Source organism: Nocardioides sp. OK12, from assembly GCF_024341885.1.
Lineage (GTDB): Bacteria > Actinomycetota > Actinomycetes > Propionibacteriales > Nocardioidaceae > Nocardioides > Nocardioides marinisabuli.
Genome location: NZ_BNET01000003.1, coordinates 383,233 through 397,220 on the forward strand (window position 1 = coordinate 383,233; position 13,988 = coordinate 397,220).

A 13,988-nucleotide genomic window follows, 5' to 3' on the forward strand; every position below is an offset into this window, starting at 1 on the left:
CGGCGCGGACCCGTGGCCCGCGCGGTGGCCCGCGACTACTTGCCGAGCTTGCGACGCTGGACGCGCGTCTTCTTCAGCAGCTTGCGGTGCTTCTTCTTGGCCATGCGCTTGCGCCGCTTCTTGATGACCGAACCCACAGGTTGTTCCTTTCCCAGCTGGTGGTCCCGCGCAGAGGCGCGAAGGACGCCGACAGCCTACTGGGCCGGTGCCGGGCTCGGAGAATCGCGTCCTCCCCGGCGGCCCGCGGAGCGGGCGCGGGGCGCGTGCGGTGGCTCAGCCGGCGTCGTAGAAGGACTTGCGGATGTACTCGTTCGCGTCCTCCTCGCGCACGCGGAACGAGCGGCCGACCCGGACGGCGGGCAGCTCTCCGTTGTGCACGAGGCGGTAGACCGTCATCTTCGAGACCCGCATCATCGCGGCCACCTCGGCAACGGTCAGGAACTTGGCCTCGGAGATGTCTCCGGAGGAGCTGGTCACCATGAGCTTGCACCGACTTCCTGGGCGGCACGTCCGCCGGCTTCCCCGCCGGCGACTCCACGGCCACGCAGTGGTGAGAATAGGGCCTGGAGTGACTCGTGGGGAAGAGGAAACCTGAAGTGACCTGAGTTTTGTCGGCGTGTCGGCTTGCATGTCACCCAGATGGGGCACGCCACGCTGGCCTCACCAGGCCTGCGGGTCCAGCCCGTGCAGGGGGAAGGCGGCCACCCGGGTGGCCTGCACCGCGCGGTCGAGCCAGGTGTCGGGGTCGTAGCCCTCGGACCAGTCCTGGTAGGTGGGGGTGACGCCGTCGGTCATCCGCCGCGGCGCCACCTGGCCCAGGAGCCGCTGCACGTGCTCGCGCCAGGCGTCGGGGGTGGCGGTGTCCGGGTCGAGCGGCGTGCCGCGCACGGCTGCCAGGAGGTGGGTCCACGAGCGCGGCACCACCGAGACCAGCTCGTAGCCGCCGCCGCCCAGCGCGACCCACCGGCCGTCGGCCACCTCGTGGGCCAGGTCGTGCAGGGCGTGGTGGGCCATCCGCTGACCGTCGACCGAGAGCATCAGGTGGGCCAGCGGGTCGTCGGCGTGGGAGTCGCACCCGTGCTGGGTGACCAGGACCTGCGGGGAGAACTCCCGCAGCAGCGGGGGCACGATGGCGTGGAAGGCGCGCAGCCACCCGGAGTCGGAGGTGCCGGGAGGAAGCGCGACGTTGACGGCGCTGCCCTCGGCGCCGGGTCCGCCCAGGTCCTGCGCCGACCCGGTGCCCGGGAAGAGGATCTGGCCGGTCTCGTGCAGGGAGACCGTCAGCACCCGCGGGTCGTCCCAGAAGATCTTCTCGACGCCGTCGCCGTGGTGGACGTCGATGTCGACGTAGGCCACCCGCTCCACGCCCTGGTCGAGCAGCCAGCGGATGCCGACCGCGATGTCGTTGTAGACGCAGAACCCGCTGACCCGGTCGGGCATGGCGTGGTGCAGCCCGCCGGTGATGTTGGCCGAGTGCAGCGACTCCCCGCTCCAGACCTGGCGACAGGCCTCGACCGTGGCGCCCACCACGTGGGCGCCGGCCTCGTGCATGCCGGCGAAGACCGGGTTGTCCTCGGTGCCCAGCCCGACGTCGAGGCGCGGCCGGACGTGGCGACCGGCGTCCTGCACGGCCTCGAGCAGCGACGCCTCGTGCACGGTGGCCAGCAGGTCGTCGTCCGCGACCGGCGCCGGCACGGTCCGCAACCCCTGCGGGCCGCCCACCACGCCGAGCCCCTGGGCCAGGCGCATGGTCAGGTCCACGCGCACCGGTGACATGGGGTGGCCCGCGCCGAAGTCGTACTCCGTGAGGCGGGCGTCGAAGACGACGCTGGAGGGTCCGGAACAGGCGAGCACGACCGCGACGCTACCGCCCGGGTGACGTCGGACACGCGCAGGCGCTACCGTGCTCACGTGCTGATCACCTCCACGACCTCGTCGCAGTGGTGGGCCGCCTGACGGCGGACCACCGATCGAGCACACCCTCATCCCACGGCCGCCCACGGGCGGCCGTTCGTCATCTCCGGACCTGCACCGCGCGTGGGCACACCCACCTCCAGGAGCAGACATGTCCACGACCACCACCAGCACGACCACGGCCACCATCGCCACGACCTCCACCGCGCGGCGGCTCTCGCTGCTCACCCCGTCCGGGACCCCGACCCTCGGCAACCTGCTGGGCGCGATGCGGCCGCTCGTCGCCGGCCAGGACGCCCACGACTGCTTCGTCGGGGTCTCCGACCTGCACGCGATGACCGACGGCCACGACCCGCGGCTGCTGCGCGAGCGCAGCAGCGACCTCGCGCGGCTGCTGCTCGCGGTCGGTCTCGAGCGCAGCACCCTGTTCGTGCAGAGCCGGGTGCCCGCGCACCGCCAGCTGGCGTTCCTGCTCGAGTGCGTCGCCTCCAGCGGCGAGCTGGGCCGGATGATCCAGTTCAAGCAGCGGCGTCGGGCCAACGGGTCCAGCAGGGCCGCACTGCTCACCTACCCGGTGCTGATGGCCGCCGACATCCTGCTCTACCGGCCCGCCCAGGTGCCGGTGGGCGACGACCAGCGCCAGCACGTCGAGCTCGCACGCGACCTCGCCCTGCGCTTCAACCGCACCTACGGCGAGGTCTTCACGGTGCCCGAGGTCGTCGTGGCGCCGACGGGGGCACGGGTGATGGACCTGCAGCGCCCCACCGAGAAGATGAGCAAGTCGAGCACCGAGCTGTCCGGGGTCGTCGCCCTGCTGGACCCGCCGGACGTCGTGCGCCGCAAGGTGGCCCGCGCCGTCACCGATGCCGAGACCGGGCCCGACGCGGTGCGCGCCGACCGCGACACCAAGCCCGGGGTCACCAACCTGCTCGAGGTGCTGGCGGCCTGCGGCGGCTCCGCCGACGGCATCAGCACCTACGGCGCGCTCAAGCGCGCCGTCACCGACGCCGTCGTCGGCGTCCTCGAGCCGCTGCAGCGCCGCCACGCCGAGCTGGCCGCCGACCCCGGCCCCCTCGAGGCGGCGTACGCCGACGGGGAGGCACGCTGCCGCCGGGTCACCGCCCCGGTGCTCGCGGCGGCCGAGGCAGCGATGGGGCTGTGACCCGGGCCGGGGCCCGGCTCAGGTCGCGGCGATGAAGTCGGCCACGGCGTGGCCGAGCTCGGCGCCGGCGTCCTCCTGCAGGAAGTGGCCGGCGCGCTCAATCACCGGGTGCTCGACCTCGCGGGTGCCGGGCACCAGCTTCTTCATCAGCGGCCCCATCGCCCCGGTGATCGGGTCGGAGTCGGAGAAGGCGACCAGGAACGGCTTCTCCCAGCGCCCCAGCACCTCCCAGGCGGCCCGGTTGGCCTCGGTGGCCGGGTCGTCGGTGCTGGTCGGCACGAGCCCGGGCATCGCCCGCGGGCCGGCGACGAGGTCCTGGCTGGGGAACGGCGCGTCGTACGCCGCGCGCACCTGCGCGCTCATCCCGCGCACGCACCCGGACTCCACGAAGCGGCCCACGTCGAGGGTGGGGGCGTTCTCGACCGCGCGGCGGAACTGCCACCAGATCTCCGGCATGTCGAAGTCACCGGTCGGCATGCCGGTGTTGGCGGCCACGACGCGGGCGAACCGGTCGGGGTGCTCGGCGACCAGGCGCAGCCCGATCAGCCCGCCCCAGTCCTGCCCGACCAGCGTCACGTCGCGCAGGTCGAGGTCGTCGACGACCAGCTCGCGCACCCACTCGACGTGGCGGGCGTAGCTGTGGTCCTCGGTGCGGGTGGGCTTGTCGGACCGACCGAAGCCGATCAGGTCGGGGACGATGCAGCGCACCCCGGCCGAGGCCAGCACCCCGACCACGTGGCGGTAGAGGTAGGACCAGGTCGGCTCGCCGTGCAGGAGCAGCGCGACCGGGGCGTCGTCGAAGCCCTCCTCGGGGCCGACGTCGAGGTAGGCCATCCGCACCGGCTCGTCGCCGCCGTCGGGGTCGGTGAGCTCGGCGTACGACGGGTGCCACGGGAAGTCGGGCAGGTCGGCGAAGCGGTCGTCGGGGGTGCGCAGGGTCTTCACGGGTCTCCTCGAGGCGGGTGCGGGCGGGGCGGGTGCTACTTCTTCTGGCGGCGCGAGCCGCCGTGCCAGTCCTCCTGGACGCCGGCCTCGTCCTCGTCGACGCCGAGGGCGCGCAGCTGGGGCAGCTCGCGCAGGCTGCGCTTGAGCTCGGCGAAGCCGGGGAAGGTGGCCAGCCCGACCACGTGGTCCCACAGCGCACCCGCCTCCTCCTCGCCGGGCAGGCGGCTGATCACGGGACCGAAGAACGCGGCCCCCTCGGGCGGGGCGATGTGCAGGATGGGGGTGCCGACGTCCTTGCCGGTCAGCGCGAGCGCCTCGTCGGTCTCGGCCTGCAGCTGCGCGTCGTACGACTCGTCGTCGAAGGCCGTGGCGAGCTCGGCCGGCAGCCCGGCCTCCTCGAGGGCGGCGTGCAGCAGCTCCTGGGCCCGCTCGCCGTCGGGCATCCCGCCGCTGGAGGTCGCGGGGTCGACGTCGAAGATCCGCGAGGTGATCGCGGGGTAGAGCCGCGCCACCGCGTCGGGGCCGTGCTCGTCGCGCGCCCGCGCGCAGACCCGCAGCAGGCGCAGCCCCGAGGTGTGGCCGGCCTCGTACTCCGCGGGGAAGTGGGAGTCGTAGTCGATGTGGGAGTTCAGCAGGCGCAGCGAGATGAAGCGCCACTCCACCTCGTGCTCGCGCTGCTCGGCGACCATCCGGACCCACTTGCTGGTCATCCAGGCGAAGGGGCACACGGGGTCGAACCAGAACCGGACGTGCGGCTGCGCCGCGGTGTCAGTCATGCCTCCACCCTGCCAGCACCCCAGTCGGCCCCACCACCACCTGTCCAGGGGCGGCTGCATGAGTCACCGGTCAGCCGGTGACTCCTGCACTTGGTGGGTGTTGCAACACCTGACAAGTGCATGAGTACCCGGTCGGCCGGGGACTCATGCAGGGCAGCCAGCAGCCGGTCAGCTGCCCTGGGCCAGGGCGCGGGAGCGGTCGCGGGCGGCCTCCATGGCGGCCAGGAACGCGGCGCGGACCCGGTGCACCTCGAGCTCGCGCAGGGCCGAGGCGGTGGTGCCGCCCGGGGAGGTGACCTGCTCGCGCAGCACCGTGGGGTGGGTGCCGGTCTCCTGCAGCATCCGGCCGCTGCCCACGAGGGTCTGGATCACCAGGTCGGTGGCGGTGCTGCGGGGCAGCCCGAGGTGGACGCCGGCCTCGATCATCGACTCCACGACGAAGAAGATGTACGCCGGCCCGGAGCCGCTGATCGCCGTGACGGCGTCCTGCTGGCGCTCGGGGATGCGCAGCACCTTGCCGACCGACGACATCAGGGTCTCGACCTCGGCGAGGTCGGCCTCGGTGCAGTGCGAGCCCGGCGAGATCGCGGTCATCCCCTCGTCGACGAGCGCGGGGGTGTTGGGCATCACCCGCACCACCGCGACGCCCTCGGGGACCCGCGCCTCGATGAAGGCGGTGGTGATGCCGGCGGCGAGGCTGACGACCAGGACGCCGGGCCGCAGCACCGGGGCGATCTCGTCGAGCAGGTCGCCCATGTCCTGCGGCTTGACGACCAGTGCCACGGTGTCGGCCTTCTCGGCGGCGCTGCGGTTGTCGAGCACGGCGACGCCGTAGCGCTCCTCGAGCTCGTGGGCGCGCTCGGCGCGCTTCTCGCCGACCATCAGCCGGTCGACGCGGCGCCCCGCCCGCACCAGGCCCGAGAGCAGGGCCTCACCCATCACGCCGGCACCGATGATCGCGGTCTGAGAGGTCATGGCGCCCATCCTCCCAGCCCGCGGCCCCCGGCGCGGGGAGGAGTCACTTCTTGGAGACCAGCGACCGCGCGAAGAAGGCCAGGTTCTGCGGGCGCTCGGCCAGGCGGCGCATCAGGTAGCCGTACCACTCCTGGCCGTAGGGCACGTAGACCCGCACCGTCTCGCCGCTGGCCGCGAGCCGGCGCTGCTCGTCGGGCCGCACGCCGTAGAGCATCTGGAACTCGTAGCTGCCCTGGGGCCGCGCGGAGCGGCCGGCCAGCGAGGTCGCGATCTCGACGAGGCGCGGGTCGTGGGTGGCGACCATGGGGTAGCCCTGGCCCTCCATCAGCACCTTGAGGCAGCGCACGTACGAGCGGTCGACCTCGAGCGGGTCCTGGTAGGCGACCGACTCGGGCTGCGCGTAGGCGCCCTTGCACAGCCGCACCCGCGAGCCCTCGTAGGCCAGCTGGCGGCAGTCGTCCTCGGTGCGGTGCAGGTAGGACTGCAGCACCGCGCCGGTCTCGGGGAAGTCCTTGCGCAGCTCGCGCAGGATCGCCAGCGTCGAGTCGGTGGTGGTGTAGTCCTCCATGTCGAGGGTGACCGTGGTGCCGGCGTTGCGCGCGGCGCGGCAGATGGTGCGCGCGTTCTCCAGCGCCACGCGGTGCCCGCCCTCGGGCGCGACGTCGGCGGGGAGGAACTGGCCGATCGCGCTCAGCTTGAGCGAGACCTCGCTGCCGCCGGCCAGGCCCTCGGAGCCCAGCGCGCCGAGCACGTCGAGGTACGCCGCCACCGTGGCGTCGGCCTGCGCGCGGTCCTCGGTGTCCTCGCCGAGGAAGTCGAGGGTCGAGGCCAGCCCGTCGGCGGCGAGCTCGCCGGCGGCGCGCACCGCGTCGGCGGTGGCCTCCCCCGGCACGTAGCCGCGAACGATGCCGGCCGAGACCGGCAGGGTGCTGACGAGGTTCTTGACCTGCTGGCTGCGGGCGAGCAGGAGCAGCGGCTGCCGGAGAAGGGCCATGGGCAGCAGGCTACGTCGGCGCCCCAGCCCCCGTCTCAGGCGGTACGACGCCGCAGCGTCGCCGCCCCGAGCAGCACGGCCGCCACGGCGAACCCGGCGACCACCGCCAGGTCGCGCCACGCCGCGCCGGTGCCGCTCGAGGTCGACAGGGTGCTCATCGCGTCCACGGCGTAGGACAGCGGCAGCACGTCGGAGACGGTGGCGAGCACCGGCGGCAGCGCGTCGCGGGGCACGAAGAGCCCGCAGAGCAGCAGCTGGGGGATCACCACGGCCGGCATGAACTGCACGGCCTGGAACTCGCTGCGGGCGAAGGCGCTGACGAACAGCCCGAGCGAGGTGCCGAGCAGGGCGTCGACGACCGCGACGAGCACCAGCATCCACACCGGGCCGGCGATCTCCAGTCCGAGCGGGCCGGCGCTGACCAGCACCGTGACCAGCGACTGCACCACCGCGACCAGCCCGAAGGCCAGGGCGTAGCCGCCGAGCAGGTCGAGGCGGGCGGTGGGCGCCACCATCAGCCGCTCCAGGGTGCCGCCGGTGCGCTCGCGCAGCGTGGTGACGCTGGTGACCAGGAACATCACGGTGAAGGGGAAGATCGCCAGCAGCGCCGGCCCGACGCGGTCGAAGACCTCGGGGTCGACGTCGGAGAACATCCACCACAGCAGCACCACGAGCAGGGTCGGCAGCAGGAGCAGCATCGCCATCGTGCGGTGGTCGCGGCGCAGCTGGGTCAGCACCCGGGCCGCGACCGCGACCGTGACGCGCGCCCTCACCGCCCCTCCTCCACCAGCGCCAGGAAGGCGTCCTCGACGGTGCCGGCCCCGGTGCGCTCGCGCAGGCCCGCCGGGGTGTCCTCGGCGAGCAGGCGCCCCTCGCGCACCAGCAGCAGCCGGTCGCAGCGCTCGGCCTCGTCCATCACGTGGCTCGAGACGAGCACCGCCGCGCCCGCCGCCGCCAGCTCGTGGAAGCGGCCCCACAGCCGGGCCCGCAGCACCGGGTCCAGGCCCACCGTCGGCTCGTCGAGCACCAGCAGCTCGGGGCTGCCCAGCAGCGCCACCGCCAGCCCGACCCGGCCCCGCTGCCCGCCGCTGAGCCGTCCGACCACCGCGTCGCGCTGCTCGGCCAGGTCGACGACCTCGAGCACCCGCTCGACCTCGGTGCCGCCGACGCCCAGCACCCGGGCGAAGAAGCCGAGGTTCTCGGCGACGCTGAGGTCGTCGTAGACCCCCGCCGACTGGGTGGCGTAGCCGACGCGGCCGCGCACCGCCGGGCTCCCGGCCGGGTGGCCGAGCACCGTGACGGTGCCGGCGCTGACGAGCTGGCTGCCGACCAGGGCGCGCATCAGCGTCGACTTCCCGCTGCCCGAGGGGCCCAGGAGGCCGGTGACCCCGTGGCCCACCCGCAGGTCGAGGCCCTGCAGCACCGCGCGCCCACCTCGTCGTACGACGAGGCCGGCGACCTCCGCGACCGGCGGCTCAGAGGGCAGGGACCGCGAAGTGCTCACGGGCGAACTCCAGGGACTCGCGCAGGTCGGCCTCGCGCTCCTCGCGGGTGTCGCAGCGGCGGGTGTTGATCTCTAGCACGATGTCGCCGTCGAAGCCGTTGCCGGCGAGGTGGCGCAGGAAGCCCGCGGCGTCCATGCCGCCGCGGCCGGGCACCAGGTGCTCGTCCTTGGGCGAGCCGGTGCCGTCGGTGAGGTGCACGTGGCGCAGCCGGTCGCCGAGCCGCCGGGCCATCTCGACCGGGTCGTCCTCGGCGATCGCGGCGTGCGAGAGGTCGATGGTGGTGGAGGCGTAGGTCTCGGCGGAGGGGTCCCAACCCGGCAGGTACATCTCCATGCCGGCGCCGGCGCGCGAGGTCACCTGGGCCCGCCAGGGGTACATGTTCTCGACCGCGAACGCCAGCCCCGTCGACTCCTCCAGGGCGGCGATGCCGTCGACGAAGCCGCGGGCGTACTCCTTCTGCCAGCGGAACGGCGGGTGCACCACGACGGTGCGCGCCCCCACGGCGTGCGCCATCTCGGCGGAGCGCTCGAGCTTGCCCCAGGGCTCGGTGCCCCAGACCCGCTGGGTGAAGAGCAGGCACGGGGCGTGCACCGCGCAGACCGGCATCTCGTGGTGCTCGGAGAGCTGCCGGACCGCCGCGGTCTGCTGGCTCAGCGCGTCGATGCCGACCATCACCTCGACGGCGTCGTAGCCCAGCTGGGCGGCGTAGGCGAAGCCGTGGGCGGTCGACTCGGGGTAGACCGAGGAGGTGGACAGGCCGATGCGGGTGCGGGCGCTGCTCACGGCTCAGCCCAGGACGCTGAGCTGGTCGAGCCGCTCGAGGATGACGCCCTCACGCAGCGCCCACGGGCAGATCTCGAGCTCGTCGAGGTCGAAGATGTCCATGCAGGCCTCGGCCACCAGCGCGCCGGGCACCACCTGGTGGGCGCGGCTGGCCGACACGCCCGGCAGCGAGGCCAGCTCGTCGTGGTCCATCGCGACCAGCTTGGGGATCCACTCCGCGAGCGCCTCGAGCGGCAGCGCGCGCGGCACCAGCGGCCCCTCGGAGGAGGAGGCGGCCCCGCAGATGCGGGCCAGGGACCGGAAGGTCTTGGAGGTGGCGGCGGCGGTGTCGGGCGAGCCGGCCCGCAGCAGGTGGCCGGCGTCGCGGGCGATCTCGGCGCGGATGCGGCGGCGCAGCTCGCGGATCGCCTCCTCGTCGGGCGCCCCGTCCCCGAAGTGGGCCCGGGCCAGGCGCGCCGCACCCAGCGGCAGCGACCAGGCCACGTCGGGCGCCTCGTCGGGCCCGCCGGCGATCTCGAGGGAGCCGCCGCCGATGTCGAAGACGGCCAGCCGGCCGGCCGACCAGCCGAACCAGCGGCGTACGGCCAGGAAGGTCAGGCGCGCCTCGTCCTCGCCCGAGAGCACCGCGATCCGCACCCCGGTGCTCGCGTGGACGTGGTCGAGCACCTCGTCGGCGTTGGCCGAGTCGCGCACCGCGGAGGTCGCGAAGGCCAGCATGTCCTCGCAGCCCTTGTCCTCGGCCACGGCGAGGGCCTGGGCGGTGAAGGCGGTCAGCGCCTCGACACCCGCCTCGGAGACCGCGCCCTCGTCGGGCCCCTCGACCACGAGGTGCTCGGCCAGGCGCAGCGGCTCCTTGTAGGAGTACGCCGGCAGCGGCGCCGCGCCACCGTGGGCGTCGACCACCAGCAGGTGCCCGGTGTTCGAGCCGATGTCGAGGACGCCCAGCCGCATGGGACCAACGTACTCCCCCGGCCCGCCCGGGAACGTAGGGTGTGCCGGTGCCCGAAGTGGACCTCGTCTTCCCCCGCGCCTGGGTCGAGTTCGTCAACCCCGACGACCACGACGAGGTGCTGCGCTGCGACCTCACCTGGCTGACGTCCTCCTACACCTGCATCTTCGGCCAGGGCTGCCCCGGCATCTTCGCCGACGCCCCCGACGTGGGGTGCTGCACGCTCGGCGCCCACTTCGCCGACGACGCCGACGAGGAGCGGGTGGCCGGCTTCGTCGAGCAGCTCTCCCCGCACCAGTGGCAGCAGCACCCCGGGCGCGCGGTGGGCCGCGACGACTGGGTCGAGCTCGACGACGAGGGCGCCCGCAAGACCCGGGTCACCGAGGTCGACGGCCAGCAGGCCTGCATCTTCCAGAACCGTCCCGGCTTCGCGCCCGAGGACCCCGAGGCCGGCCCCGGCGGCGCCGGGTGCGCGCTGCACGGCCTGGCCCTCGACCTCGACCTGCACCCGCTCGAGACCAAGCCCGACGTGTGCTGGCAGCTGCCGATCCGCCGCACCTTCCGCGAGGTCGAGCGCACCGACGGCACCGAGTACACCGAGGTCAGCATCGGCGAGTACGACCGCCGCGGCTGGGGCCCCGGCGGCCACGACCTCGACTGGTACTGCTCGGGCAACACCGAGGCCCACGTGTCCATCGAGCCGGTCTACGTCACCAACGAGGCCGAGCTGCGCGAGCTGATGGGCGCGGCGGCGTACGACGAGCTGGTGCGCCACTGCGAGGCCCACCTGCGCTCCCGCTCGGCGCTGGCGCTGCACCCCGCCGACCCGCGCTGACCCCGGGCGGCACCGGACTCTCGACGTCGAGAGAACCGACCCCGCCGTCGAGGCACGTCTTTGCGGAGTTCACAATCGTGGGTATGCGCCTGGACCACCTCTCCTACGCCGCCGGACCCGACGGACTCGCCAGCACCGCGCAGCGCATCGGCGGGCTGCTGGGCCGCGACTTCACCGACGGCGGCATCCACCCCCGCTTCGGCACCCGCAACATGGTGCTGCCGCTCGCGGGCGACACCTACCTCGAGATCGTCGAGGTCCTCGACCACCCCGCCTCCGACAAGGCCCCCTTCGGCCAGGCCGTGCGCGCCCGCTCGGCGCTCGGCGGCGGCTGGCTGGGCTGGGCCGTCGCGGTCGACGACATCTCGGTCGCCGAGCAGCGCCTGGGCCGCGAGGCCGCGCAGGGCAGCCGGCACCGCCCCGACGGCACCGAGCTGCGCTGGAAGCAGATCGGCATCAACGGGCTGATGGCCGACCCGCAGCTGCCGTTCTTCCTGCAGTGGGAGGTGCCCGCCGAGCTGCACCCCAGCCACGGCGCCGACGACTCCTACGCGCTGGCCTGCCTCGAGATCGCCGGTGACCCGCTGCGGGTCAGCGAGTGGCTCGGCGAGCCGGTCGAGGCGCCTCTCGAGGACGTCAAGGTCGAGTGGGTCGCCCCGCACGGCACCCCCGGCGTGATCGCCGTGCAGATCCAGACCCCCGGCGGCCTGGTCCGGCTCTGAGCACGACCCCTGGGCCCCCGGCGCACCCCGGGCTGCCCGAGGGCACCCGCCCGAGCCCCAACATCTGGCACCACACCGACACCTACGAGGTCGAGAACCACGCCTTCGACCCCGACGGGCTGGTCGAGGCCGCCATCGAGCGGCTCGGCGGCTGGGCCGGGCGCGACGTGCTCGACCTCGGCTGCGGCACCGGCTTCCACCTGGGTCGCCTCGCCCGCACCGCCGCGTCGGTGACCGGGGTCGAGCCGCACCCCGACCTGCGCGCCATCGCCACGCGGCGCACCCGCCGGACGGCGGGGGTCACGGTGCTCGGCGGCACCGCGCAGGCCCTGCCGCTGCCCGACGCGAGCATCGACGTGGTGCACGCGCGCTGGGCCTACTTCTTCGGCCCCGGCTGCGAGCCCGGTCTGGCCGAGCTCGCCCGGGTCGCCCGCCCCGGGGCGGCGGCGTACGTGATCGACAACGACGCGAGCCGCTCGACCTTCGGGGCGTGGTTCGCCCGCGGCTTCCCCGAGCACCCCGCGCCCGAGGTGAAGCGGGAGTTCTGGGCCGCGCACGGCTGGCGGCGCGAGCCGGTGCTGACCCGCTGGTCCTTCGACTCCCCTGCCGACCTCGAGGCGGTGGTGCGCATCGAGCTGCCCGGCCCCGCGGCCGAGCAGGCGCTGGCCGAGCACCGGGCCGCCGGTGGCGGCACCGAGGTGGAGTACGCCGTCGACGTGTGGTGGCGCCGCTTCTGAGCCGGACGCTCAGCGGGGCATCGGGCTGACGTCGACGGGCTCGAGCAGCTCGGGGTGCCCCTCGACCAGCCGGTTGTCGAGGACCTCCAAGCGCCACGGGGCGGCCCGCCCCTGCCGGCCGGAGGCCCGCAGCACGACCCCGGTCCCCGGGCAGGTCACGACCTCGGCGCTGCTGTCGTCGTGCTCGCCACGGAGGCGGACCAGCCCGTCGTGGTCGACCGCGACGACCTCGTCGGCGTTCACCCGTTCCACCAGGTCGAGCAGGGACCGCACGACGAGTGCGTCCATGGCGCGGTTGCCGCGGGGGAAGACGCCGCTCTCCTCGACCACGATCGAGCGGTCGCGGGGGTGGGCCTGCCGCTCGGGGTCGGCGTACCAGCGCAGCCGGCCGTCGGGGAGCCGCACCGCGCAGCGGTGGTCGTCCCACATCACCAGCAGCGGGTCGGCGGGCAGGGCGTGGAAGCCCTGCAGGACGACGCGCACCAGCCGGACCGCGCCGGGCGGGACCGGTCGCGGCTCGAGGTCGACGCCTGAGGACGCGTCACCCCGGTCGCCGCTCTCGTCGTCGCCCCAGCCCATCCGCCACCCGGTCATGGCGCCACGGTGGCACAGGCCGCCGACAGCCCTCGCTCAGCGGCGGTCGGGTCCGGAGGAGTCGCGGACCACCAGCGACGGGGTGAGCAGCACCCCCTGCTGGGCCACCCGGGGGCGGCCGAGCAGGCCCTCGAGCGCGGTGACGACCTCGATCGCGACGTCCTCGAGCGGCTGGCGCACCGAGCTGAGCCCGGGGCGCACCACCTGGGCGACCTGGGAGTCGTCGAAGCCCACGACGGCGACGTCGTCACCGACCCGCAGCCCGCGCAGGTCGAGGGTCTGCAGCACCCCCATCGCCAGGGTGTCGGAGGCGCACACGAACGCGGTCGGCGCGGCCTCGTCGAGCAGCACCTCGCTGGCCTCGGCACCGCTGGCCACGGTGTCCTCGACCCGGGAGGCCAGGCCCGAGGTCGGCAGCCCGGCCTGCTTCATCGCGCGGTGCCAGCCGGCGCGGCGGTCCTCGCCGATGCGGGAGTCCTTGCGCCAGCCGATCCAGGCGATCCGCTCGTGGCCCTTGTCGAGCAGGTGGCGGGCGGCGCTCTCGCAGCCCGCCGCGCCGTCGACGTCGACCCAGGCGTGGGTGGACTCGGGGTTCTCCCACGGGCGGCCGAAGGCGACGAACGGGGCCCGCCGGCTGTCGAGCCACTCGGCCTGCGGGTTGCCGAGGTAGGTGTCGGTGACGACGAAGGCGTCGACCGCGGTCGAGCGCAGCAGGTCGTCGTAGCCCGAGAGCGGGTCGGTGGGGTCGCCGGTGAAGAGCAGCACGTGGTAGCCGGCCTCGCGCGAGGTCTCGACCAGCGAGTGCACGAAGCGGTCCATCGTGGCGTTGGCGGTGCCCTCCTGGACGGCCTGGATGCGCAGGCCGATCAGGTGGGAGGCCCGGGTGCGCAGGTTGCGGGCTGCGCGGTTGGGCAGGTAGCCGAGGTCGGCGATGGCCTGCTGGACCCGCAGCAGGGTGTCGGCGCGCAGCAGGTCGGGATTGTTGACCGCGTTGGAGACGGTCTGCCGCGAGACCCCGGCGCGCTCGGCGACGTCGGCCAGGGTGGGCGGCAGCGCCGACGTACGAGCGCTGGTGCGGGACACGGCCACCCCCTCGT

The 13,988-nt window shown here is 74.1% G+C and carries 17 protein-coding genes; 4 read left to right on the forward strand and 13 right to left on the reverse strand.

Annotated features, from left to right (window positions below):
* Nucleotides 1-35: 35 nt before the first annotated feature.
* The 3 genes from OCU29_RS09280 to OCU29_RS09290 all read right to left on the reverse strand — a co-directional run bounded on the left by OCU29_RS09280 (nt 36) and on the right by OCU29_RS09290 (nt 1,854).
* Nucleotides 36-137, reverse strand: coding sequence for a 30S ribosomal protein bS22 (locus OCU29_RS09280; RefSeq protein WP_008356322.1), 102 nt, complete (start codon nt 135-137; stop codon nt 36-38).
* A 136-nt stretch (nt 138-273) separates the two neighbouring features.
* On the reverse strand, nt 274-480 hold the full coding sequence (locus tag OCU29_RS09285) for a helix-turn-helix domain-containing protein (protein WP_179614463.1): 207 nt from the start codon (nt 478-480) through the stop codon (nt 274-276).
* A gap of 180 nt (nt 481-660) precedes the next feature.
* Entirely contained in the window at nt 661-1,854 is a 1,194-nt protein-coding gene (locus OCU29_RS09290; protein WP_261819682.1) for an acetoin utilization protein AcuC, read from the reverse strand.
* Between the two features lie 211 nt (nt 1,855-2,065).
* Here OCU29_RS09290 and trpS point away from each other — a divergent pair, with 211 nt between their 5' ends.
* Nucleotides 2,066-3,076: a tryptophan--tRNA ligase gene (trpS, locus tag OCU29_RS09295; protein ID WP_261819683.1), complete on the forward strand. Its 1,011-nt coding sequence runs from the start codon at nt 2,066-2,068 to the stop codon at nt 3,074-3,076.
* Nucleotides 3,077-3,094: 18 nt separating this feature from the next.
* Here trpS and OCU29_RS09300 read toward each other — a convergent pair whose 3' ends face one another.
* The 8 genes from OCU29_RS09300 to OCU29_RS09335 form a co-directional block, all read right to left on the reverse strand.
* Nucleotides 3,095-4,021 (reverse strand): haloalkane dehalogenase, encoded by a 927-nt coding sequence (locus OCU29_RS09300; RefSeq protein ID WP_261819684.1) that lies wholly within the window; start codon nt 4,019-4,021, stop codon nt 3,095-3,097.
* A gap of 35 nt (nt 4,022-4,056) precedes the next feature.
* Nucleotides 4,057-4,797, reverse strand: a complete 741-nt coding sequence (locus OCU29_RS09305; RefSeq protein ID WP_179614467.1) for a hypothetical protein — start codon at nt 4,795-4,797, stop codon at nt 4,057-4,059.
* Between the two features lie 168 nt (nt 4,798-4,965).
* On the reverse strand, nt 4,966-5,772 hold the full coding sequence (gene proC, locus OCU29_RS09310) for a pyrroline-5-carboxylate reductase (RefSeq protein ID WP_179614468.1): 807 nt from the start codon (nt 5,770-5,772) through the stop codon (nt 4,966-4,968).
* A gap of 43 nt (nt 5,773-5,815) precedes the next feature.
* Nucleotides 5,816-6,766 (reverse strand): proline dehydrogenase family protein, encoded by a 951-nt coding sequence (locus tag OCU29_RS09315; protein WP_261819685.1) that lies wholly within the window; start codon nt 6,764-6,766, stop codon nt 5,816-5,818.
* A 35-nt stretch (nt 6,767-6,801) separates the two neighbouring features.
* On the reverse strand, nt 6,802-7,539 hold the full coding sequence (locus OCU29_RS09320; RefSeq protein WP_261819686.1) for an ABC transporter permease: 738 nt from the start codon (nt 7,537-7,539) through the stop codon (nt 6,802-6,804).
* Nucleotides 7,536-8,270: an ABC transporter ATP-binding protein gene (locus OCU29_RS09325; protein WP_261819687.1), complete on the reverse strand. Its 735-nt coding sequence runs from the start codon at nt 8,268-8,270 to the stop codon at nt 7,536-7,538. The genes OCU29_RS09320 and OCU29_RS09325 overlap by 4 nt, the downstream gene beginning before the upstream one ends.
* Nucleotides 8,242-9,054, reverse strand: coding sequence for a sugar phosphate isomerase/epimerase (locus tag OCU29_RS09330; protein ID WP_179614471.1), 813 nt, complete (start codon nt 9,052-9,054; stop codon nt 8,242-8,244). The genes OCU29_RS09325 and OCU29_RS09330 overlap by 29 nt, the downstream gene beginning before the upstream one ends.
* Before the next feature lie 3 nt (nt 9,055-9,057).
* A complete protein-coding gene (locus OCU29_RS09335; RefSeq protein ID WP_179614472.1) occupies nt 9,058-10,005 on the reverse strand; it encodes a Ppx/GppA family phosphatase in 948 nt (315 codons plus the stop codon).
* A gap of 47 nt (nt 10,006-10,052) precedes the next feature.
* On the opposite strand from OCU29_RS09335, the gene OCU29_RS09340 reads away from it, so the two are divergent.
* The 3 genes from OCU29_RS09340 to OCU29_RS09350 all read left to right on the forward strand — a co-directional run bounded on the left by OCU29_RS09340 (nt 10,053) and on the right by OCU29_RS09350 (nt 12,297).
* Nucleotides 10,053-10,838, forward strand: a complete 786-nt coding sequence (locus OCU29_RS09340) for a hypothetical protein (RefSeq protein ID WP_179614473.1) — start codon at nt 10,053-10,055, stop codon at nt 10,836-10,838.
* A gap of 83 nt (nt 10,839-10,921) precedes the next feature.
* Nucleotides 10,922-11,560, forward strand: coding sequence for a VOC family protein (locus OCU29_RS09345; RefSeq protein ID WP_179614474.1), 639 nt, complete (start codon nt 10,922-10,924; stop codon nt 11,558-11,560).
* Nucleotides 11,485-12,297: a class I SAM-dependent methyltransferase gene (locus OCU29_RS09350; RefSeq protein ID WP_261819688.1), complete on the forward strand. Its 813-nt coding sequence runs from the start codon at nt 11,485-11,487 to the stop codon at nt 12,295-12,297. Before OCU29_RS09345 ends, OCU29_RS09350 begins: the two co-directional genes overlap by 76 nt.
* A 9-nt stretch (nt 12,298-12,306) precedes the next feature.
* Here OCU29_RS09350 and OCU29_RS09355 read toward each other — a convergent pair whose 3' ends face one another.
* Nucleotides 12,307-12,891: a hypothetical protein gene (locus OCU29_RS09355; protein WP_261819689.1), complete on the reverse strand. Its 585-nt coding sequence runs from the start codon at nt 12,889-12,891 to the stop codon at nt 12,307-12,309.
* A 36-nt stretch (nt 12,892-12,927) separates the two neighbouring features.
* Nucleotides 12,928-13,974: a LacI family DNA-binding transcriptional regulator gene (locus OCU29_RS09360; RefSeq protein ID WP_261819690.1), complete on the reverse strand. Its 1,047-nt coding sequence runs from the start codon at nt 13,972-13,974 to the stop codon at nt 12,928-12,930.
* Between the last annotated feature and the right edge of the window lie 14 nt (nt 13,975-13,988).